Origin of the sequence: Algibacter ulvanivorans, from assembly GCF_048381495.1 — a bacterium.
In the GTDB taxonomy this organism is placed as follows: Bacteria; Bacteroidota; Bacteroidia; order Flavobacteriales; family Flavobacteriaceae; genus Algibacter_B; species Algibacter_B ulvanivorans.
The window spans coordinates 745061-766638 of the sequence record NZ_JBLWGD010000001.1; the positions used below are offsets into that span (position 1 = coordinate 745061).

The window sequence follows — 21578 nt, forward strand, 5'->3', positions numbered from 1 at the left end:
TATATAATTAATTTAAAAAAACAGCTGCCTTATATAGGGCAGCTGTTTAAACCTAAACTGTAATTGCAAATACAAATTCTAGTTATATTTGGGCTAATACTAGAGTTGCGGCAGTATTTGTTGTGCTCTTTAGAGAGATTGAGCTTTGAGAATAGCTTGTTATTTCCCAAGAGTTATTTAATAACTCGAAAGAGGCATTCCCAGAAAAGTTTAGGTTTACATATACTTCAATTTGCGATGTTACATTATAGGTGCCTTCTATAGTATCAATTCCTGTTATGGCTGTATTTGTAGCTTCGCAAGTTAAATTTCCAGCATATTCAATGGTGTAATTGGCGTAATCTTCGGTTTTTTCAATATTGTCGTGTATAAAAGATTGTATTTTAAAAGCGCCTTCAACTAAAATAGTTTCTAAGGCTTTTGCGTTTTCTTTTGCACTTTCTTTATCATCTTCAATAGCTATACATTCTGAAATTTTAGTTTTTAAATCTAAATCGCTAGATATACTAATTACTGTTTCTCCGTTTACAGTAGCCGATATAGGATAGTTAACAGAGAATAATTGTGTGTTATCAAGATTACTTATATAAGTGTATAATGCTTCGTTAGATTCTAACACAATGCTCCCTGTTTTTTGAAAATTAATATTGTAAGTAGCTAGAGTAATAGGGTAGTCTATGGCTAAACAGTTAATGGCATTGGTTGCTGCGCTTTCGGCTTGAGAACATGCCGATAGTAATAAGTCGTATTCTGTTTGGTTTACAATTTCAACTTGTGTATAGTTGCTAATGTTTACTGAAATTGGAAAATGTAAAACAACTGTATCTTCGTCATTATTATATTCAGCTAAAATATCTAGTACCGTTTGGTAATCTGCTTCGCTTGTAAGGCTTACTTCGGTTCCGTTTACCGTAGCAGTTGCGGGTAGTATAATAGAAGCGCAGGAGTTGCCATCTAAAAAGTCGTCAAAACTTCCGTTATACATTGATGAACGTTCTAAGTTTTTAGCTGTTAAAGAATTTGATGAGTTTGCATCTGGGTTTTCTTCAACAACATTATCGTCGTTATCTTGACAAGATGTAAATCCAAATAGAGTTAGTAATAAAATTGCTGTAATAAATTTTAAATTTTTCATGATAATAGTTTTTTGGGTTTTAAATTTTTCTTTGTTAGCGCTTTTTTTCGCTTTCTGAGAGTAAGACAACCCAAAAAATATTTACCCTACTTTTGTAATTATATTTTTTATTTTTATTCTAAGAAATTTAACTTGAAAATGAGTAATAACAAGCCTAGTTTGTGTGAGGAAACCTACTTTAATAATTTTTATTTAGAGCATGTACAACACGCCAGTAATTTTGCATATTATAAATGTGGCAACAAGGATAATGCGCTAGATTTGGTTCAAGATGCATTTTCTAAAATTTGGGAAAACTGTTCTAAAATAGATTTAGCAAAAGCTAAATCGTATTTATTTACTACCGTAAATAATTTGTTTTTAAATAAAGTAAAACATAATAAAGTGGTTTTAGAGTATGCAAAAGCATCACCTTATGTAGATGAGACAAACGAAAACCCTGAGTATATATTAGAAGAAGAGGAATTTAAACACAAATTAGAAAAAACTATAGCCTTGCTTACCAATGCCCAGCGCGAAGTTTTTTTGCTTAATAGGATAGAGGGTAAAAAATATAGAGAAATAGCAGATTTGTTAGGGGTTTCTCAGAAAGCTGTTGAAAAAAGAATGTCTGGAGCATTAAAAACATTAAGAACTCATATAGAAAATATATAAGTTAAGGTAGGGTAGAATTAAATGTAAGTGTCTTACTTATAGAAAGGAAGCAAAATGAATAAAGAAAACGACATATTAAAATGGTTTAACGGAGAAATTTCGTCTGAAGCTATTAAAACAAAGTATCCAGATGAAGATTTTTCGGTATTAGAAAAAACAGGATTTTATGCTAAGCAATTGCGAGCCCCAAAAGTAGATGCAGAAAAAGCATTGGCAGATTTTAAGAGGCGCTTATTTAAAAAGAAAACTCCTAAAGTAATTCCATTAAACGTTAAATCGTTTATGAAGGTAGCAGCGGTTTTAGTTGTGTTGCTAACATCGTCTTATTTTTTGTTTTTTAACAATACAAAGTCTTTTGAAACTCAAATAGCACAAACCGAAACTTTTAAGTTGCCAGATGAATCTGAAGTTATCTTAAACGCGCAATCAAAATTATCATTCAGTAAAAAAGAATGGGAAACCAATAGAAACTTAAAATTACAAGGCGAAGCCTTTTTTAAAGTAACAAAAGGCGAAAAATTTACCGTAAATACAAAAGCGGGTTCTATACAGGTTTTGGGTACACAATTTAATGTAAAGGAGCGTTTAAATTATTTTGAAGTGCAATGTTACGAAGGCTCGGTAAGTGTAACCAGTAGCCAAGGGCAGGTCATTTTAAAGCCTGGAAATATCTTTAGAGTAGTAAATGGTGAAATAAAAAAGGTTAGAAACTTTAATGCAGAAACCCCATCATGGCTAGCTAAAGAATCTAGTTTTGATAATGTGCCGCTCTGGCAAGTTATTAATGAGTTGGAAGTGCAATATAATATAGTGATTAATGCTAAAAACATTGATGTTTCTAAGACTTTTTCTGGAAGTTTTACACATACAGATAAAAACATTGCCTTACAAGCAGTAACAATTCCATTAAGGTTAAGCTATAAAATAAACGGTAAAAAAGTTGAATTTTATAACTATGAATCAAAATAAGAAATATTTAATAACTCTAGTTTTAATTGTTTTTGGTTTTTCTAATGTACAGGCTCAAGAAAAGACAACCTTGTTAAATCTTATAGCGCATTTAGAAACGACATTTAATGTGAAGTTTTCTTATTCAGAAAACGATGTTAAAGACGTGGTTACTAATATGCCGCTTGATACAGATACGCTTACAAGTATAATAGATCATTTAAATGCAACAACAATTTTAAATTTTAAATTTTTAACAGAGCGTTATATTACAATTTCAACTTTAGAAAAAAGGGTAACAATATGCGGTATTTTAGTTTCAGAATCTGATAAAGAGCCGCTTTTTGGCGCTTCAATTTTAGTTGACAACACATCAAAAGGTAGTATTGCAAATGAAGATGGAAAGTTTCATTTAACTAATGTAGATATAAACCAACACGTTGTTGTTTCGTATTTAGGTTTTAAAACACAGTTAATTTCTGTTAAAGATCTTATGCCACTAAATGGCGATTGTAAAATTATTAAGTTGCTAGAAAAAAGCGAATTGTTAAATCAAATTCTAATAGAAAAGTATTTAACAACAGGACTGCAAAAATACATTGACGGAAGTACGGTTTTAAATACCAAAAAATTTGGAATACTTCCTGGGCTTACCGATCCAGATGTTTTACAGTCTATTCAGGCCTTGCCAGGGGTTGAAAGTATTAACGAAAGTATAGCAAATATAAATGTACGCGGTGGAACGAACGATCAAAATTTAATACTATGGGATAATATTAAAATGTATCATTCTGGTCATTTTTTCGGGCTTATCTCTGCGTATAACCCTTATTTAACCAATAAAGTTGTTGTAACTAAAAACGGAACCTCAAGTGCGTTTAGTGATGGTGTTTCAAGCACCATAAATATGTTTACCAAAAATAAAATTGACAATACATTTTCTGGTGGTTTTGGCGCTAATTTAATTCATGCCGATGCTTTTTTTGAAATACCAATAAATAAAAAATTAGCATTGCATGTGTCTGGCAGACGTTCGTTTACAGATGTTTTAAGTTCTCCAACGTATAATAAATATTTTGATAGAAGTTTTCAAGATAGCGAACTCACAACAAATAGCGATAATATAAGCGAAAGCAACAGAACGTCTGAGTTTTTCTTTTACGATTATACCGCTAAATTACTTTTTAATTTAAACAAACAACATAAGTTAAGAGCTAATATAATAGGTATATATAATAACTTAGATTATACAGAGAGTTTTACAAATAATACTAACGAAACCGAATCTAAAACTAGCAATTTAAAACAAGAAAACTTGGGAGTTGGAGTAAATTGGAACGGGCAATGGAACGATAAATTATCAACCAATATTAATGTTTTTTATTCAAAATATAATGTAGATGCGGTAGACTATAGAATAGAAACCAACCAGCAACTAATACAAGCTAATGAGGTTTTAGAAACCGGAATTAAACTAAAAACTAATATTAAAATTAATACTAATATTAATTTTTTAAGCGGTTATCAATTTAGTGAGATAGGTGTTTTAAATGGTACAGCGGTTAGCGCGCCAGCTTATAATAAAACTAAAAAAGATGTTTTGTTAAACCACGCTCTTTTTGGCGAATTAGAATTTAATAAAAACAACACCTATTTAAGGTTAGGCGGTAGAGCAAACTACTTCCAGAAGTTTAGTAAACTAATTATCGAGCCGCGTTTAAATTTTAGACAAAAGCTATCTTCTCAAATAGCATTAAAATTACAAGGCGAATTTAAAAATCAATCTGCTACACAAATAATAGACTTTCAAGATGACTTTTTAGGTGTTGAAAATAGGCGGTGGATTTTAGCAAATAATGGGTCTATACCAATTTCAGAAAGTAAACAAGGGTCTTTTGGTGTCGAGTTTAATCGTAAAAATTTATTGATAGATGTAGAGGGGTTTTATAAAATAGTTAATGGCATTACGGTTTCTAACCAAGGGTTTTATAATAATTTTCAATATTTAAATGCAACAGGAAGTTATAATGCTAAAGGCGTAGAGTTTTTAATAAACAAAACTACCAATATGTATAGTGCTTGGTTAAGCTATACTTATAGCGTAAATGATTATAAGTTTAAAACATTAATGCCGCCAGTATTTCCAAATAATGTAGATGTAAGACATTCGTTGTCTTTAGCGTTTAACTATCATGTGCTAGAAAATGTTAACGTATCAGTAGGAGGTGTATGGCGTTCTGGGCAACCTTATACAAAACCAGTTGAAGGCAATGAAACTGTTCAAGAGGGTAACAATACTTATGTGAATTACGATGCGCCAAATAGCGAGAATTTAGATGATTTTATGCGTTTTGATGCGTCACTTAATTATTCGTTTAATGTTTCACGAACTTTAAAATCATCATTAAAGTTTGGTGTTATTAACCTGTTAAACAGAAAAAATGTTATTAACACCTATTATCAAGTAAATCCTAATAATACTAACGTTGCTATTAAAATAGAAAATTACTCGTTAGGATTAACTCCAAACATCAGTTTAAGATGTGATTTTTAATATTAAATAATCGTTAAGATGCATTTTTTTTCGTTGAAATGTTATTTTATGTGATTTTTTTCTTATGTTTGTACAACCAAATTAAAATAATAAATGAAAAAGTTAACCTTATTTATGTTGCTTTCTTTAGTAACAATAACTTTAAAAGCTCAAAGTGATATTGATGCACTTCTTGCTGCAGGTGTTGAAGATGCAGAACGTTTTGCTAACGATTATTTAGCTCCAGGAACAGATGGACTTATGCATAGTATGAATGCCAATTGGTTTAATACTGCCGATGCCAAACCTTTAGGTGGTTTTGAAATATCTGTTATTGTAAACGCAGCCTCGGTAAAAGATGAGCATAAAATGTTTAATTTAAATGTAGCCGATTATAATAATATTTCATTTCCAGATAGTTCTCCTTCAAAATCGGTTGCAACGGTTTTAGGAGAAAACGATCCAGCTGTTTTTGTTGAGGTTGAATATGAAGACCCTATTTTTGGAAGTCAAACACAAACCATAGAATTACCATCTGGTATAGGCGACGGAAGTGGTAATTTGTTACCAACAGCTTTTTTACAAGCAGCATTAGGTTTAAGTAAAGGTATTGAAGTTAAAGCACGTTTTGTTCCGAAAATTGATACAGATGATGTGTCGTTAAGTATGTATGGAGCAGGTTTACAAGTAGAGTTTACCAAATGGCTACCGGCCGATAAACTTTTGCCAGTTGCAGTTTCTGGTTTAGTTGCTTACACACATTTAGATGGTTCTTATGACTTAACAGAATCTTCAGGAATAGATGGCGAAAACCAACATATTGAAAATAATACAAACACATGGCTATTTCAATTAATAGCTTCAACTAAATTACCAGTAATAAACTTTTATGGTGGTTTAGGATATATAAAAGGAACATCAGAATCAGATTTATTAGGAACATATCGAGTAACAAATGGCGTTATAACGTCCGATCCTATTGTCGATCCGTTTTCTGTGTCAAGCGAAGTAACCTCAGTAAGAGGTACTATTGGTACAAAATTAAAGTTAGGCTTTTTTAGGCTTAATGCAGAATATCACTTGTCCGAATTTAATGCCTTTTCGGTAGGTATTAACTTTGGATTTAGATAAACGAATATATAGAATATTAATTGTTTAGTTTTAGTTAGTTATATTTAATTTTTGTTTTAAAAAAGCACAAGATTTTATCTTGTGCTTTTTTTATTTACAGTATTTTAATTTGTAATTTAGCGCTAAATAAATTTTAAGCATTTTTATTTAGAATTTTATGACCATAATCATATAAATTAACATACTAAATGCTGAATTTTGAATTTACAGGCGTTAAATAAATTAAAATTAAATAATATTATGAAAGTTACCGTAGTTGGAGCAGGAGCAGTAGGTGCAAGTTGTGCTGAATACATTGCAATTAAAAATTTCGCATCAGAAGTTGTATTGTTAGACATTAAAGAAGGTTACGCAGAAGGAAAAGCCATGGATTTAATGCAATGCGCATCATTAAATGGATTTGATACTAAAATAACAGGTGTAACAAACGATTATAGTAAAACAGCAAATAGCGATATTTGTGTAATTACTTCTGGTATTCCGCGTAAACCAGGTATGACACGAGAAGAGTTAATTGGTATTAATGCCGGCATTGTAAAATCGGTATCTTCAAGTTTATTAGAGCACTCTCCAAATATGGTACTTATAGTTGTAAGTAATCCAATGGATACCATGACTTATTTAGCACATAAAACACTAGATATACCAAAAAACAGAATTATAGGAATGGGAGGCGCTTTAGATTCTGCACGTTTTAAGTACAGATTGGCAGAAGCAATGGAAGCACCAATTAGTGATATTGATGGTATGGTAATAGGAGGTCATAGCGATAAAGGTATGGTGCCATTAACAAGTCATGCAACAAGAAATAGTATTAAAGTTTCTGAGTTTTTAAGTGAAGAACGTTTAGAGCAAGTTGCTGCCGATACTAAAGTAGGAGGCGCAACACTAACTGGTTTATTAGGTACCTCTGCTTGGTATGCACCAGGAGCTGCGGTAAGCGGTTTAGTACAAGCCATTGCTTGTGATCAAAAGAAAATGTTCCCATGTTCTACTTATTTAGAAGGAGAATATGGTTTAAACGATATTTGTATAGGTGTACCAGTAATTTTAGGTAAAAATGGTATAGAGTCTATAGTAGATATTCCTTTAAGTGAAGCCGAAAAAGCTCATATGCAGGCTAGTGCAGAAGGTGTTACAAAAACAAATGGCTTATTAGAATTATAATTCAATTCTAATTTAAAACATATATTATTATATAAAGACTGTAGAAATACAGTCTTTATTTTTTTAATTATATTTGCCGCATGACTGCAAGATGGTGCATTAGTATATTAGTTTTTAGTCTTACCTTATTTGGTGCTATTTCTCAGCATCAAATGGTAACGCCTAATCAAGAAATTGTATTGCAATTTCAAGATGTAGGCTTAACATTAAAACAAACTGAAAGCACAGCGCATATTGTAAAACAGCAATTACACGCATTAGGAGCTAAAAATATTCAGGTACTTTCGTTTAAAAATGGAAGATTAAAAATCTCTTATTTTAGCAAAACCGATATTGCAAGTATTAAACAAACCTTTAGTAAAGAAAGCGAGGTTGCACTTCAAATTTCATCTGAATCAAAAAACAAAAAAACATCAAATTTTCCTTTTGAAGAAGCAGATGTTAGCTATAACCTTAATGTATACGAAATACAGCATGGACAAAATGGTTGGGATTTTGATGGAGCCATAAGCTTTAATACCGAACCTAAAACCGATAGGTTTATAGACCCTAATTACCTAGCAATAGAATGTATAGGGTTTAAATATCAAGAATGTATATATCAACTAGCTTATAAGATTAGAAAACAAGGTTCAATTTTATTAAGCGATCCACTTCACATAATACCCGAGGTTAGAGCTGGCCCCATTTGCTAAAAGAAACGGTAATTAGTGGTGTAAAGTTTTGTATAAGGCTTTGCAAAAACATAATAATATCTAGTTTCTTAAAATTTTAAATATTCATTATAGAATTCATTTTTAATTCATAATTCTATATCAAATTGTAACCCAAAAAATAAAATTGTCAAATTATATAGTAAATTCTATATTTGCTCGCCTAAAAATATTTTAGGTTAAAAACTTTGACGTAAAAAAAAAGAACAACAATGCAAAATAAAGGATTAGTAAAACTATTTGCTATTTTGTTTGGTTTGGTAAGTCTTTACCAATTATCATTCACATTCTCGGCAAATTCAGTTGAAAAAGAGGCGCAAGAAGCTGCGATTAGTAAAATTTCAGAATCTGAAGAAAACTACAGAGCACTAAGAAGCCAAGAAGAGGCAAACTATCTTCAAGAAAAAGCAACCGATACAGTTTATAATATTGGTATCGCTAAATTCACTTATAACGAAGTGAAACAAAAAGCCATGAACCTTGGTTTAGATTTAAAAGGAGGTATTAACGTTATTCTTCAAGTATCTGTAAAAGATATATTAAAAGGATTAGCAAATAATACCAACGACCCTGTTTTTAATAAAGCTTTAGAAGATGCTTCAGAAATTCAAAAAAACAGTCAAAATACGTATTTAGAAGATTTCTTTTTAGCTTTTGATGCTATTAAAGGCGATACAAAGTTAGCTTCTCCAGATATATTTTATACCAGAGAGTTAGATGGCGAGATTGACGGAAGCATGTCTGATGATGAGGTGAAAAGTATTATTGAAACCAAAATAGACGAATCTATTGTTTCTGCTTTTGAAGTATTACGTAAACGTATTGATGAGTTTGGTGTTACCTCACCTAACATTCAACGTTTAGGTAACTCTGGACGTATTTTAGTTGAATTGCCAGGTGTAAAAGATGTAGAGCGTGCAACAAGTTTATTACAAAGTACAGCACAATTAGAGTTTTGGGATGCTTATAAAGGTGAGCAATTTTACCAATTTATAGACCAAGCCAATGCTGTTTTAAAAGATATAGTAAAAGTAGATAATGATACCGAAGTAGAGCCTCAAGACGAAGAAGATGCTGAAAGTGATCAAATAGATGATTTATTAGGTGATGCAGAAACAGATTCTACAGCCGTAGCAGAAAACAACCCGTTAGGTAAATTAATTAGAGGATTAGGATACCAAGGAGGGCCAATTATTGCAAAGTTTGAAATTAAAGATAAAGAAACTGTTCTTGATTATTTAAATAGACCAGAAGTAAGAGCTTTACTTCCTGCAGAGCAACGTTATGCTAAATTTGTTTTTGGGAAACCAGAAAAAGGAAGTGAAGTTGTAGACCTGTATGCATTAAAAGGTAATAGAGAAAACGTACCACAATTAAGTGGAGCTGTTGTAACAGATGCTAGAAACCAATTTGGACCAACAGGAAAATCGGAAGTATCTATGCAAATGAATGCTAAAGGTGCTAAAATCTGGGAAGAAATGACAGGTAAAGCTTATACTCAAGGCAGCCAAATAGCAATTGTTTTAGATAATGTTGTGTATTCTGCTCCTGGTGTAACTACAGGACCAATTGCAGGAGGTAGTTCATCAATTTCTGGAGATTTTACATTAAACGAAGCTATAGATTTGGCAAACGTATTACGTGCAGGTAAATTACCAGCATCTGCAGATATTATTCAGAGTGAAGTAGTAGGGCCTTCTTTAGGAAAAGAAGCTATTGAAAGCGGAACAATGTCGTTCTTAATAGCATTAGCATTAGTATTACTTTGGATGATATTTTATTACGGTAAAGCAGGGGCGTTTTCAGATATCGCTATGTTACTAAACTTACTATTAATTTTTGGTATTTTATCTGGTTTAGGAGCTGTGTTAACATTACCAGGTATTGCGGGTATTGTATTAACAATTGGTATGTCGGTTGATGCTAATGTGCTTATTTTTGAGCGTATTAGAGAAGAGTTGGCAAAAGGTAAAGGACAGGTAGAAGCCATTAAAGATGGTTTTAGTAACGCTTTATCATCCATTTTAGATGCCAATGTTACTACAGGTTTAACAGCGCTAATTTTATTTGTTTTTGGTACAGGGCCAATTAAAGGTTTTGCTACAACGTTATTAATTGGTATTGCAACCTCTTTATTTACAGCAATTTTTATAACAAGATTGTTAATAGACTGGTATACAAACCGTGGCGGAAAATTAGAATTCTCTACAGGAATTACTAAAAACCTATTTAGAAACATAAATATAGAGTTTTTACAAAAACGAAAAGTAGCTTATATTGTTTCTGGAGCTTTAATTATTATAAGTTTAGGGTCGTTATTTACTAACGGATTAAACCAAGGCGTAGATTTTGTTGGAGGTAGAACTTACCAAGTGCGTTTTGCTCAAGATATAAGCGCATCAGAAATTACAAACTTATTATCTCAGCCAAATGTTTTTGGAAGTGCAGATGCTAAAACATTTGGAGGCGCTAATCAATTAAAAATAACAACTAAGTATAAAGTAAATGAGTCTGGATCTCAAGTAGATGAAGAGATTAGAAAATCGCTTTACGAAGCTTTAGTGCCACATTTAGAAGGTATAACTTACGAGCAATTTATCGATTTAAATGATGAAAATAAGCAAGTAGGATTATTAGAATCTTATAAAGTAACACCAACTATTGCCGATGATATTAAGCAAGCATCGTTCTGGGCTATTTTAGGGTCGTTAATAGTAGTGTTCTTATATATCTTAATTCGTTTTAAGAAGTGGCAATACTCTTTAGGAGCTGTAGCAGCTGTTTTTCACGACGTATTAATAGTATTAGGTGTATTCTCATTAACTTATAAGTTTATGCCATTTAATATGGAAATAAACCAAGCATTTATTGCAGCAATGCTAACCGTAATTGGGTATTCGTTAAACGATACCGTAGTTGTATTCGATAGAATTCGTGAGTTTTTTAACGAGCATACTGGTTGGAAATTTGATAAAGTTGTAAATGCATCATTAAGCAGTACTTTAAGTAGAACGTTAAATACATCGTTAACTACTTTAGTAGTGTTGTTATCTATATTTATTTTTGGTGGTGATTCAATTAGAGGATTTATGTTCGCCTTAATTGTAGGTGTAATTGTGGGTACTTACTCATCTTTATTTATAGCAACACCAATTATGTACGATAGTGTAAAAAAAATAGAAGATAAGAAATAAGACTAACTCAAATATTTCTTGATAAGAAGCCTATTAACTTTTGTTGATAGGCTTTTTTTGTTTAAGCGTTTAGGATATGTAATTGTTAAAGATATAGATGTTTTTAAGTATCTATTTTAAGGTTTGTATTGTGCCAATTTTAGTATCAACATGCAAACAACTTCAAGCTTTAAAGACAATTAATTAAAGAATAGTTTTGATGCTTTTTAAGTAGGTAATTTATTTTGTTTAAAAATCTACGCGATCTCCAATATTAATTTTCCAAGTATCAACTAAACCAGCATTAATTTCTAATACATATTTAGCAGGAGCATTTGATGGTAGTGAAGATTCATCAAAAGGTTTTGCATTTTTCAGGAAACTAACAATGCTTTTATTAGCATTTATATATATAAGATCTAATGGAATTTTTGTGTTTTTCATGTAGAAGTAGCGTTCTTGCTCATCATTAAAAACAAAAAGCATACCTTGGGTGTTTTTCATAGAGTTTCTATACATTAAACCTGTTTCAATATCAAAATCGGTATCAGCAATTTCAATGTCTAATGTAATTTTTGTAGAATCTGCAACTTTATAAATACTAAGTTCGCCTTCTTTTGTAAAAGTAACTTCGGTTTGTTTTATTACCTTTTTATTTTCTTTACAGTTTGTAAAAAGTAGTATAGACGATAAGCCCGAAAGTAATATTAAACGATTTAGATACATACTATTTAACTGAAGATTTTGGTTTGTAAATAAACATAAAATACAAGCCAATTAAAATAAATGGAATACTTAACCATTGCCCTGTATTTAAACTTAACCAATTTATGTATTCTTCGCCTTGAGGTTCTTTAGTAAACTCAATAAAGAAACGAATAGTCCATAATAAAATTAAAAATAAACCAAATAAAAATCCTGGCTGGTCTTTTTTAGTAGTTTTAGAGTAGAAATACCATAAAATAAAAAACACAAAAATATAGCAAAACGACTCATAAAGTTGAGAAGGGTGTCTATAAGGAACAGCATCTAATAAATTTTGAAATTGAGCATTATCTGTTACAGCTGCATATGCTTTTTTAACATCTTTTATTCCTGTGCGTTGTACAATTTCGCTTTTGTAATATTGGTCTTGTATAAAACGAACGCCAAAGTTAGAGTCTGTTATTTTTCCAATAATTTCTGAGTTAATAAAGTTTCCAATTCTAATAAAAACAGCTCCAGATGCTACGGTTATTACAATGCGATCTAGTATCCATAGTAGCGATTTGTAGTTGTATTTTTTTCTGTATAAATACATGCCTATAATTACGCCAATAGCGGCTCCATGACTTGCTAAACCTTGAAAACCTGTAAACTCAAAACCGCCTTTAAATTTAAATGGTAAAAAGATGGAGAAAAAATCTTGTGATATTAATTCTGACTGATAAAATAAAACATGCCCAAGTCTTGCGCCTAGCATGGTAGCCAAAACGGTATAAATAAATAGAGGGTCTAAGTATTCTAACGATACTTTTTCTTTAGTAAAAATACGCTTCATGATGTACCATCCCAATATAAAGGCGGTTACCCACATTAAGCTATAAAAATGAATTTTGAAGTTTCCAACAATATCGATTCCTGTTATTGGGTTCCAATCAAATTTTAATGCGTACATAATTTTTGTTTTTCAGCGTAAATATAAAGGTTTATAGTAGCTTTAGTGTTAAAATTTATTTAAGAAGCTTTAAGATTTCAACTTCAAATATAATATTTGATTTTGCAGGTATACCTCTTGTTCCTGCTTCGCCATAGGCTAAATGGTAAGGGATAAATAAGGTGGCCTTATCGCCAACTTGTAATTGCCTTAAACCCTCTTTAAAACCAGCAATCATGTGGGCATCTGGCCCAATATTGGCCGTTAAGGGCTGGTATCTGTTAGCTGCTTTTCGTTTTTTATTTACAGCATCATGCTTTTTAGCAACTTCAAGGTTACTTGTTTCTAATAGTTTGCCGTTTTCAAAATATACGGTATAGTGGGTTAAAACGGTCGAGGTTTCTAATAATTTTTCGCCAGTTCCTTTTTTCGAAATATAATATTTTAAACCAGAATCTAGGCTGGTAGCTTTTGCTTTTTGCGTTTCAAATTTATCTTGTGTGGCTTTTAGTATTGCTGCTGCTTTTTCTTTTTTTTCTTTTTCAAGACGTTCTACTTCAATAAAATGATTCTCAAAAACAGTTGGAGCATCGAATTTTTTTGCAATTTTCCCTTTTCTAACAATGTTTAATTCTTCTATAACAACATCTTTTAATGGTTTGTTTTTACTGTTGGTTTTTACATTAGAAATTGAATCTTGAATGTTTAAGCCTATAACTAACTTTCCAAAAACATTGTATTTGTTGTCTAGATGAGGTTTAGGTACTTCTGTTATAAAAAATTGACTTCCGTTAGTGTTTGGGCCAGAATTTGCCATAGATAGAATACCAGGCTTGTCGTGTTTTAAATCAGGGTGAAACTCGTCATTAAATTTATATCCAGGGTTGCCTTGCCCTGTGCCTAAAGGGTCTCCGCCTTGAATCATAAACTTATCCATTACACGATGAAAAATTAAGCCATTATAAAATTTCTTTTTTTTGTAAAGCACTTTTACCATAGTGTTATTGCCTTCGGCTAATGAAACAAAATTTGCAACAGTTATAGGTGCTTTTTCTTGTTCTAGTTTAGCAACCATTGTGCCTTTATTAGTTATAAATTCGGCATATAAACCATCTTCAAGATCTGGGTATTGAGCTTTGCAAGACAATAAATTTATGGCAAGCACAAGTAATAATGCTCTTATAATATATTTAACTAACATATTAATTTATTATTGAGGTTTGTTTTGGGTAATAGAATTTACGGTAACTTCACAAATTAGTGGGGTATTGCTTCCTATTTTGTTTTCATCACCATAATAACCGTAAGCTTTTTGAGAAGGGAATATAAAGGTTACTGTCTCCCCAGGCTTCATGAGTTTTAAACCTTCTCGAAGGCCTGTAAAAAGCTCTTCTTTATCCATGGCATAGTTTTGTGTTTTTATTTCTTCGGTAGAATAAATAACATGACCGTTTAAGGATTTTATATTATAATTATAGTTTATAATATCTCCAAAAACTGGTGTTTTTAATGTGTCGATGGTTGATTTGTTGTTGTAATAATACCAAAAACCACTTTCTGAAGCTATGTAAGTATGGGCTTCAAGTTTCATTAAGTTTTCAATATACTTTTTTTCTTTAGCGTTAAGTTTTTTATTACGCTCTACAGAGGCATCAATAAACGAACCCGATTTAACTGTAACGGGCCGTCTGGCTTCGGGAGTTTTACAACCAAAAGCAAGTAAAATTATAGCTAAGGTAATAAGTTTATTCATTATTAAGGGCTTTATTGTAAGCAGGTAAGATACTAATAAATTTTTCAACCGTTTGCTCTAAGGTTAAGTAGCTTTTGCCTCCAGCAGCGTTGGTGTGGCCACCACCTTCAAAATGAGCTCTAGACATTTCGTTTACCGAGAAATTACCTTTAGAGCGTAAAGAGATTTTTATAATGCCTTCGTTTTTATCTTCAATAAATATAGCGGCAAGTACAATACCATTAAGAGATAAACCGTAGTTTACAACTCCTTCTGTGTCTCCTTTTTTGTAATTGTATTTTTGAAGCTCGTTTTGCGAGAGTGTAATATATGCGGTTTTGCTTTCTGGTATAACTTTTAAATTAGATAATGCACAGCCTAATAACTGTAGGCGTTCGTAACTATTTGTGTCGTAAACGTTATTGTGAATTTGGTTATTGTTAGCTCCTTTTTTAATAAGTTTTGCAACAATAGCGTGTGTATTACTGGTGGTAGATTTAAACCTAAAAGAGCCAGTATCTGTCATAATTCCAACATACAAGCATGTAGCTATGTTTTTATCTATTAAGTTTGTATCATCAAGCATATCGATAAAATTATAAACCATTTCGCAGGTAGAGCTCATATTTACATCGCTATACATAAATGTAGCATAATTATCTGGAGCTTGATGGTGGTCAATCATAATTTTTAAAGCTTTACTAGCTTCTAATATAGGCGCCATGTTTCCTGTTCTATGAAAAGCATTAAAATCTAGAGTAAATATAATATCGGCATCATTAATAAGTGAATTACAATTTTTAGTTTGCAAATCGTGTATTAATATAGAGTCGTTTCCTGGTATCCATTTTAAAAAAGAAGGATAATCGTTAGGCGCTATAACATGAACAGAGTGGTTGTCTTTAATTAAATAGTGGTATAAACCTAAAGTTGAGCCAATGGCATCTCCATCTGGATTTTTATGTGGTACAATTACAATCTTTTTTTTTGTTGATAAAAGTTGCTTTATGCTTGAAATGTCTTGTTTATTCATAGCTGACGAAGATACAATTTTTTAAAATTAGAATTATTGCAATTCAATATAAATAGATTACTTTTGCACAAAATTAAAATAAAATAATGGCAACAAATAGAACATTTACAATGCTTAAGCCAGATGCTGTTGAGAAAGGACACATTGGGGCAATATTAGAAAAAATTTCAGCTTCAGGGTTTAAAATTGTAGCAATGAAATTAACACAAATGACAACTGCAGATGCAGAAACGTTTTATGCAATACACAGCGAGCGTCCATTTTTTGGAGAATTAGTTGAGTACATGACGCGTGGTCCAATAGTAGCTGCAATTTTAGAAAAAGAAAATGCTGTAAATGATTTTAGAACCTTAATAGGTGCTACTAATCCAGAGGATGCAGCAGAAGGAACTATTAGAAAAATGTATGCAGATTCTATAAGCGAAAATGCGGTACACGGAAGCGATAGCGACGAAAACGCAGCTATCGAAGGTGCTTTTCATTTTTCAGGAAGAGAGCAATTTTAAGCAGCAAGCTTAACTTTAAATAAAAATCCTAAAACTTAGTTTTGGGATTTTTTTTGCTTTAAATTTAAATTAGCATAAAATATATAAGGTAAAGTTTATGCCATAAAAAAACCTATCAAAAAAAATGATAGGCTTTTTATTGTAATTGTGAAATAGTATATCGTTAGACTACTTTTACGTTTACGGCGTTTAATCCTTTTCTACCTTCTTGTAGATCGAATTCTACAACATCACCTTCACGAATTTCATCGATAAGTCCAGAAATGTGTACGAAATGTTCTTTGTTGTTGTCTTCTTCAATGATGAATCCAAAACCTTTAGAGTCATTGAAAAATTTTACGGTACCTTTACTCATTGTATTTGTATTATAAAAATTAAGTACCAAAGGTAATATAAATTATAATACATAAGTACTTTTTAATAAAAAAAATAAAGTATGTGGCAATGTGTAATTATCTTAAAACCAGTTTTTTAATAATTACTTTGCCAAGCTCTTCGTTAAGCATGTTAATTATTTTTTCTTTTCCGTAGCTTAATTCTTCTCGTAATACACTAGAACTCAGTTGTACGTAAAGTGTTTCGCGTTCTAAATTTATAGCTGTTGTGTAATTATTAACACCATTCCCCATAAGGTTAGCCCAAGCATCAGCCACGTTAACTTTGTTTAATCCTTTTTCAAGTTTGTTAGTTGTTACAAACTCTTTTAAAGCATCACTAATACTAAGGTTTTCGTTGCTACGTTTGGCCATGGTGTAATTAAACAGATTATAAAAATTAATTGAGTTTGTAAAAGTATTAAAAATATTTGGGCGTTACCCTAAAAGGGTCGGGCTTTTCATTCCCAATCTTTTTGTTCGTGCCTTACAAAAAGGATTTCCATTGCAATCCCTAACGCGAAATTTGCGTGCTGCATACCATAACTTGCTAAAGGTTCTGGCTATGTATAAAAGCATCAATTAACACTTAATTTTACAAGAACACATCAAGATAGAATCTGTAAGGGTTTTTAAAAGTAGTCTAGAACACGTATTTATTCATGCTATTTTTAGCATTAGTTACTACATTCATTATTTATAAAGTTATTTAAATTAGGGTTGTATAAGTTTTCATAAATAGCAAAGTCATTATTCAAAATAATTAGGTCTGTTAAACTACAAAAATCATAAAGTTGTGGGTTTTGATAGATTTCAATATGTCCGCCTATAGTAATCAAACTTGATAATTCATTTAAGTTTTGAATGTTAGTGTCTTCAATTTTTAGGTTTCCAGATATAGTTTCAATGTCTTGTAAACCATTTAAATTCTCCAAATAATTAAGATTAATATTCCATGCAATATCTTTTATATTGCCTATAATTAAACTCCCCTTAATTGTATTTATACCTAAAAGATTTGTGAGGTTCTTTATTTTTTCAGGATTTAACGAAAGTAAAGTCGAATCAAGATTTCCAATTATTAAATTACCGTTTATGGTATTGATATTATGATTTTCCAATAAGTCAATATATACTTGTGTGGTTAAAATTAAATCACCATCATAAGTGCCTGATGGCAGCATTACAAAATCAATTTCTTCAATTTCAGATGTGTTACCACTATCATCAATGGCTTTAATTCCTATTCTATATTTTGTTAATGGATTTAAGTTAGTAAAAGAATAACTGTTTTCATTTGTTTCTAGGCCATTAATAGAGTAGTTAGGGTAAACATCTAGTAGATAGTGGTTTGTTCCGGTATTAGGTGTCCATTCGGTTAAATAAACTTCATATGTAATAGGGCTGTTTTCTATGTCAGTAGACGCATTCCAATCAATATTTACATTTGGAAAACTAATATTATATGTTATATCATTTGGTGTGCTAGGAGGATTAATGTCTATAGGAGTGTTTATTTCAATGTTAGTAATAGTTTCTGTTTGATTATTAAAAGTTAAGCTTACATTTCCAGAAATTGCATTTTCAGGAACTTCAACCTTTAGGTAATTGTTATTTACTTCAGAGACTGTTGCATTTTGGTTTTCAGTAAAAGTTACAATGTAATTTTCAGATGTAGAAAATCCATTTCCATTAATTGTTATAATATCTCCAATACTAGCAGATTGTATATCGATCGAGATATTTGTTGGGAACAGACTTTGTGTTAATTCCTTATCGGCTTCCTCACTTGAACAAGAATAGATTAATATTATAACCGTTAGTAAACTTAAATATTTTTTCATGCTTTTGCTTTTCTAATTTAGGCGAATATTTCGCAAATATAAAATCGTTTAAAGCTTTATATCTTTTAATAGTGCTAAGCGAAAGTAGTCGATTTTTTTATAAAATAAAGCTGTATTGAGTTAAATGTTAGTAAAGTTCTAGTTAAAAAAAGTTCGTTATAACCTAAAAACCTCATAACTTTGATGCACTTGTTTTACAGCATTTTCAGTACGCTCGGCATGAGTGTCGCTAATAAAAAGCTGTCCGAAATTTTCGTCGTCAACCAGTTTAATAATTTGGGTTACACGTTGCTCGTCTAACTTATCAAAAATATCATCTAGCAATAAAATAGGGTTTACGCCACTTTGCGTTTTTATAAAATCGAATTGAGCTAATTTTAAAGCAATTAAAAATGATTTTTGTTGGCCTTGACTTCCAAATTTTTTAATGGGGTGCCCTTCAATATTAAAATGTAAATCATCTTTATGAATTCCAACACTTGTGTATTGTAAAGCTTTATCTTTATTAACAGCAGTTTTTAAAAGTGTATTTAAATTATCATCAAATAAATGGCTGCTGTAAATCAAATCAACAGTTTCATTACCATTACTAATGGCTTGGTAGCGCAATTTAAAAATAGGAATAAAGGCTTTTAAAAAAGCATCGCGTTTTTCAAAAATTTTGGTGCCGTAATCTGTGAGTTGGGTGTTGTAAACTTCTAAAGTGTCAATATTAAACGTGTGGTTAAGCGCAAAATATTTTAATAAAGCATTGCGCTGTGCTAAAACTTTGTTGTAATTTATTAAATAACTTAAATAGTTTTTGTCGCTTTGCGAAATTACCGAATCAATAAATTTGCGTCGGGTTGTACTGCCCTCAATAATTAAATCTCTATCTGCAGGCGATATAATTACTAAAGGTAAAAAGCCAATATGTTCGCTAAATTTTTCATACGCCTTACCATTACGTTTAATTACTTTTTTTTGGCCTCGCTTTAAACTTACAGCAATTTTTTCGATTTTTTCACCTTTGTTATAGTCGCCATTTATAACAAAAAAGTCTTCATTGTGCTTAATATTTTGGGTTGCAACCGGATTAAAATAGCTTTTTCCAAACGATAAATGATAAATAGCATCAAGCACATTGGTTTTTCCAATACCATTATTACCAACAATACAATTTATCTTACTGTTGAAGATGAATGACTTGCTGTCAAAGTTTTTATAATTTAATAACGAAAGCGATTTTAAAATCATACAAAAGTTAACTTTAAGAGCGTTTTGAGGTTAAACTCTTAAAAAGAAGTGCAAATTATTGAAAAATATCAAATAAATAGGCTTTTAGTTATGAAGAAAAATTATATTTTTGCGCGACAATAATTTTAGAAAGCATATAATGGCAACTTATAAGAAAAGAGGACATAAACCAAAAACAAAAGTAGAAAAGCAACAGAACATAGAAGAGGATTCTACAACGGCCGAGGTTTTTAATACACTTGACGAAACAGCTTCTAAAACAGAAGACTTTGTGGCAAAAAACCAAAAGTATATTTTCATAATAATTGGTCTTGTTGCAGTAGTAGTTTTAGGTTCTTTGGCGTATAAAGAATACATTGCAAAACCAAAGCAACAGGCAGCAATGAACGATATGTTTCAAGCACAAAAATATTTTGATCAAGCCGTTACAGGAGCAGCAAAAGACTCGCTTTATAATTTAGCATTAAATGGAGGAGAAGGTAAGTTTGGTATGTTAGATATTATAGAAGAATACAGCGGTACACCTTCTGCTAACTTAGCCAACTATTATGCAGGAACTGCTTATTTAAGATTAAAAGATTACAAAAATGCTGTCGAGTATTTAAGCGCGTTTAAAAGTAACGACGAAATTTTAGCGCCTTTAGCAAAAGGTAACATAGGCGATGCTTTTGTGCAATTAAACCAAAACGAAGATGCTTTAGGATATTACGAGCAAGCAGCAGAAATGCGTGATAACGAGTTTACAACACCAATGTACTTATTTAAAGCAGGAACCATTGCTTTAAATTTGGGTAAGGCAGATAAAGCCTTAGCATATTTTGAAAGAATAAAAAATGATTATGCTAACTCTACAGAGGCTTCAAAAGTAGATGTGTTTATTGGTAAAGCGCAAGTATTAGCTAATAAGTAATACAATTTACAATGGCAACCAAAAATAAAAACTTATCAGAATACGATAAAGCAACAATCCCAAACGCGAGTAAATATCGGTTTGGGATTGTTGTTTCAGAATGGAATAGTAATATTACCGAAGGGCTTTATAAAGGCGCTTTTGAAGCTCTTATCGATAATGGCGTGTTGCCCAATAATATTATAAGATGGGATGTTCCAGGAAGTTTTGAGCTAATTTATGGTTGCAAAAAAATGCAAGAACAAATGGTTAATGCTGTTATTGCAATTGGTAGCGTAATTCAAGGAGAAACTAAGCATTTCGATTTTGTATGCGAAGGCGTAACACAAGGTATTAAAGACTTAAATGTTATGCGCGAAACACCTGTTATTTTCTGTGTACTTACAGATAATAATATGCAACAAAGCATTGAGCGTTCTGGAGGTAAGCACGGTAATAAAGGCACAGAAGCGGCAATTGCAGCAATTAAAATGGCCGAACTTCGTAAAAATAGTTAGTGCCGTTTTTGGGTTTTAAAAAATCAAAAAAAATAAACCCCTAAAAAAATAAAGTACTTCGTAAAAAACAGAAAAGCTATTTTTGTTTATAGGTTTTTAAAAAGACTTTTCTTAACATTTTTTAGCAATTTAAACTGTCGTTTCTGCATACTTTTAAGTATTTTTGATTTGACGAGCCATGCTATATATTTTAATATAATGGCATAAAAACTAGATTTTGTTTAAACAACGCAAGCATAGAAAATTTAATTACCAGCCTAGGTTTTCAAACGAAAATCAAGCAAATTCTAGTTTAGAAAATAATACAAATACCAAAGATTTTGTTTCAAAATGGCGAAAACACTCAGGCACTAAAA

20 protein-coding genes are annotated in these 21578 nt (G+C 31.2%); 10 read left to right on the forward strand and 10 right to left on the reverse strand.

Annotation, left to right across the window (positions count from 1 at the left end):
• Window positions 1-82: 82 nt before the first annotated feature.
• Complete coding sequence (locus tag ACNG5D_RS03480; protein WP_418182098.1) at window positions 83-1135, reverse strand: hypothetical protein; 1053 nt, start codon at window positions 1133-1135, stop codon at window positions 83-85.
• 138 nt (window positions 1136-1273) lie between these two features.
• Between ACNG5D_RS03480 and ACNG5D_RS03485 the strand changes: the two genes are divergently transcribed.
• The 7 genes from ACNG5D_RS03485 (at window position 1274) to secDF (ending at window position 11475) form a co-directional block, all read left to right on the forward strand.
• Window positions 1274-1789, forward strand: coding sequence for an RNA polymerase sigma factor (locus ACNG5D_RS03485; protein WP_418182099.1), 516 nt, complete (start codon window positions 1274-1276; stop codon window positions 1787-1789).
• Window positions 1790-1843: 54 nt separating this feature from the next.
• Complete coding sequence (locus ACNG5D_RS03490; protein ID WP_418182100.1) at window positions 1844-2758, forward strand: FecR family protein; 915 nt, start codon at window positions 1844-1846, stop codon at window positions 2756-2758.
• Window positions 2745-5291, forward strand: a complete 2547-nt coding sequence (locus ACNG5D_RS03495) for a TonB-dependent receptor plug domain-containing protein (RefSeq protein ID WP_418182101.1) — start codon at window positions 2745-2747, stop codon at window positions 5289-5291. Before ACNG5D_RS03490 ends, ACNG5D_RS03495 begins: the two co-directional genes overlap by 14 nt.
• Window positions 5292-5384: 93 nt before the next feature.
• Window positions 5385-6401, forward strand: coding sequence for a DUF6588 family protein (locus ACNG5D_RS03500; protein ID WP_418182102.1), 1017 nt, complete (start codon window positions 5385-5387; stop codon window positions 6399-6401).
• 240 nt (window positions 6402-6641) lie between these two features.
• Window positions 6642-7568 (forward strand): malate dehydrogenase, encoded by a 927-nt coding sequence (gene mdh, locus ACNG5D_RS03505; protein ID WP_418182103.1) that lies wholly within the window; start codon window positions 6642-6644, stop codon window positions 7566-7568.
• 80 nt (window positions 7569-7648) lie between these two features.
• Window positions 7649-8263: a hypothetical protein gene (locus ACNG5D_RS03510; RefSeq protein ID WP_418182104.1), complete on the forward strand. Its 615-nt coding sequence runs from the start codon at window positions 7649-7651 to the stop codon at window positions 8261-8263.
• 230 nt (window positions 8264-8493) lie between these two features.
• Entirely contained in the window at window positions 8494-11475 is a 2982-nt protein-coding gene (secDF, locus tag ACNG5D_RS03515; protein ID WP_418182105.1) for a protein translocase subunit SecDF, read from the forward strand.
• Between the two features lie 228 nt (window positions 11476-11703).
• On the opposite strand, the gene ACNG5D_RS03520 is transcribed toward secDF, so the two are convergent.
• Genes ACNG5D_RS03520 through ACNG5D_RS03540 form a run of 5 tightly spaced genes read right to left on the reverse strand, consistent with a single transcriptional unit; the run spans window position 11704 to window position 15855 of the window.
• A complete protein-coding gene (locus tag ACNG5D_RS03520; RefSeq protein WP_418182106.1) occupies window positions 11704-12180 on the reverse strand; it encodes a DUF192 domain-containing protein in 477 nt (158 codons plus the stop codon).
• A 1-nt stretch (window position 12181) separates the two neighbouring features.
• Window positions 12182-13111 carry a prolipoprotein diacylglyceryl transferase gene (gene lgt, locus ACNG5D_RS03525; RefSeq protein ID WP_418182107.1) on the reverse strand — a complete coding sequence of 310 codons (930 nt, stop codon included), beginning with the start codon at window positions 13109-13111 and terminating at the stop codon, window positions 12182-12184.
• A gap of 55 nt (window positions 13112-13166) precedes the next feature.
• Entirely contained in the window at window positions 13167-14291 is a 1125-nt protein-coding gene (locus tag ACNG5D_RS03530) for a peptidylprolyl isomerase (RefSeq protein WP_418182108.1), read from the reverse strand.
• A 9-nt stretch (window positions 14292-14300) separates the two neighbouring features.
• Entirely contained in the window at window positions 14301-14843 is a 543-nt protein-coding gene (gene gldI / locus ACNG5D_RS03535) for a gliding motility-associated peptidyl-prolyl isomerase GldI (protein WP_418182109.1), read from the reverse strand.
• Entirely contained in the window at window positions 14836-15855 is a 1020-nt protein-coding gene (locus ACNG5D_RS03540) for a DHH family phosphoesterase (RefSeq protein ID WP_418182110.1), read from the reverse strand. Before ACNG5D_RS03540 ends, gldI begins: the two co-directional genes overlap by 8 nt.
• An 86-nt stretch (window positions 15856-15941) precedes the next feature.
• On the opposite strand from ACNG5D_RS03540, the gene ACNG5D_RS03545 reads away from it, so the two are divergent.
• A complete protein-coding gene (locus tag ACNG5D_RS03545) occupies window positions 15942-16361 on the forward strand; it encodes a nucleoside-diphosphate kinase (protein WP_418182111.1) in 420 nt (139 codons plus the stop codon).
• Between the two features lie 163 nt (window positions 16362-16524).
• Here the strand turns inward: ACNG5D_RS03545 and ACNG5D_RS03550 are convergent, their stop codons facing one another.
• The 4 genes from ACNG5D_RS03550 to recF all read right to left on the reverse strand — a co-directional run bounded on the left by ACNG5D_RS03550 (window position 16525) and on the right by recF (window position 19815).
• Window positions 16525-16716 carry a cold-shock protein gene (locus ACNG5D_RS03550; protein ID WP_019386352.1) on the reverse strand — a complete coding sequence of 64 codons (192 nt, stop codon included), beginning with the start codon at window positions 16714-16716 and terminating at the stop codon, window positions 16525-16527.
• Between the two features lie 97 nt (window positions 16717-16813).
• Window positions 16814-17110 (reverse strand): DciA family protein, encoded by a 297-nt coding sequence (locus ACNG5D_RS03555; RefSeq protein ID WP_418182112.1) that lies wholly within the window; start codon window positions 17108-17110, stop codon window positions 16814-16816.
• A 302-nt stretch (window positions 17111-17412) separates the two neighbouring features.
• The gene (locus ACNG5D_RS03560) at window positions 17413-18579 is read right to left on the reverse strand and encodes an IPT/TIG domain-containing protein (protein ID WP_418182113.1); all 1167 of its coding nucleotides are present in this window, start codon (window positions 18577-18579) and stop codon (window positions 17413-17415) included.
• Between the two features lie 156 nt (window positions 18580-18735).
• Complete coding sequence (recF, locus tag ACNG5D_RS03565; RefSeq protein WP_418182114.1) at window positions 18736-19815, reverse strand: DNA replication/repair protein RecF; 1080 nt, start codon at window positions 19813-19815, stop codon at window positions 18736-18738.
• Between the two features lie 139 nt (window positions 19816-19954).
• On the opposite strand from recF, the gene ACNG5D_RS03570 reads away from it, so the two are divergent.
• Window positions 19955-20725, forward strand: coding sequence for a tetratricopeptide repeat protein (locus ACNG5D_RS03570; RefSeq protein WP_418182115.1), 771 nt, complete (start codon window positions 19955-19957; stop codon window positions 20723-20725).
• An 11-nt stretch (window positions 20726-20736) separates the two neighbouring features.
• Window positions 20737-21222 (forward strand): 6,7-dimethyl-8-ribityllumazine synthase, encoded by a 486-nt coding sequence (gene ribH / locus ACNG5D_RS03575; protein WP_418182116.1) that lies wholly within the window; start codon window positions 20737-20739, stop codon window positions 21220-21222.
• The last annotated feature ends 356 nt before the right edge of the window (window positions 21223-21578 follow it).